Below are 275 nucleotides of genomic sequence, written 5' to 3' on the forward strand. Positions count from 1 at the left end.
GCGAACCAGGTTATCCCGCGAACCGTAGAAGAACTCCCAGAGCCCCTCCCCTGCATCGCCAAGCTGTCGACGCAGCGAACTGACCCTGCCCGCCTCGTCAAACTCGATCACACGAAACGGTTCACCGCTGCGTGGCGAAAAGATTGTTTCTGAAGCCGTGCGTCCGTTTTCCTGGAAAGTGTATTCAGCCAACAGCTGGTCATCGCGGCGCACTTGCTGCAGCCGGCCCCGTTCATCCAGCTGGTATGAAACGGTGAACTCTTCGTCGACCACAC

1 protein-coding gene is annotated in these 275 nt (G+C 58.5%); it reads right to left on the bottom strand.

Annotation, left to right across the window (positions count from 1 at the left end; all coding sequences use genetic code 11):
• Window positions 1-275: hypothetical protein (locus AVJ23_RS22045; protein ID WP_157772793.1), on the bottom strand; the 275-nt coding region annotated here is incomplete at both ends.

This window comes from Pseudoponticoccus marisrubri (genome assembly GCF_001482405.1).
GTDB lineage: Bacteria > Pseudomonadota > Alphaproteobacteria > Rhodobacterales > Rhodobacteraceae > Pseudoponticoccus > Pseudoponticoccus marisrubri.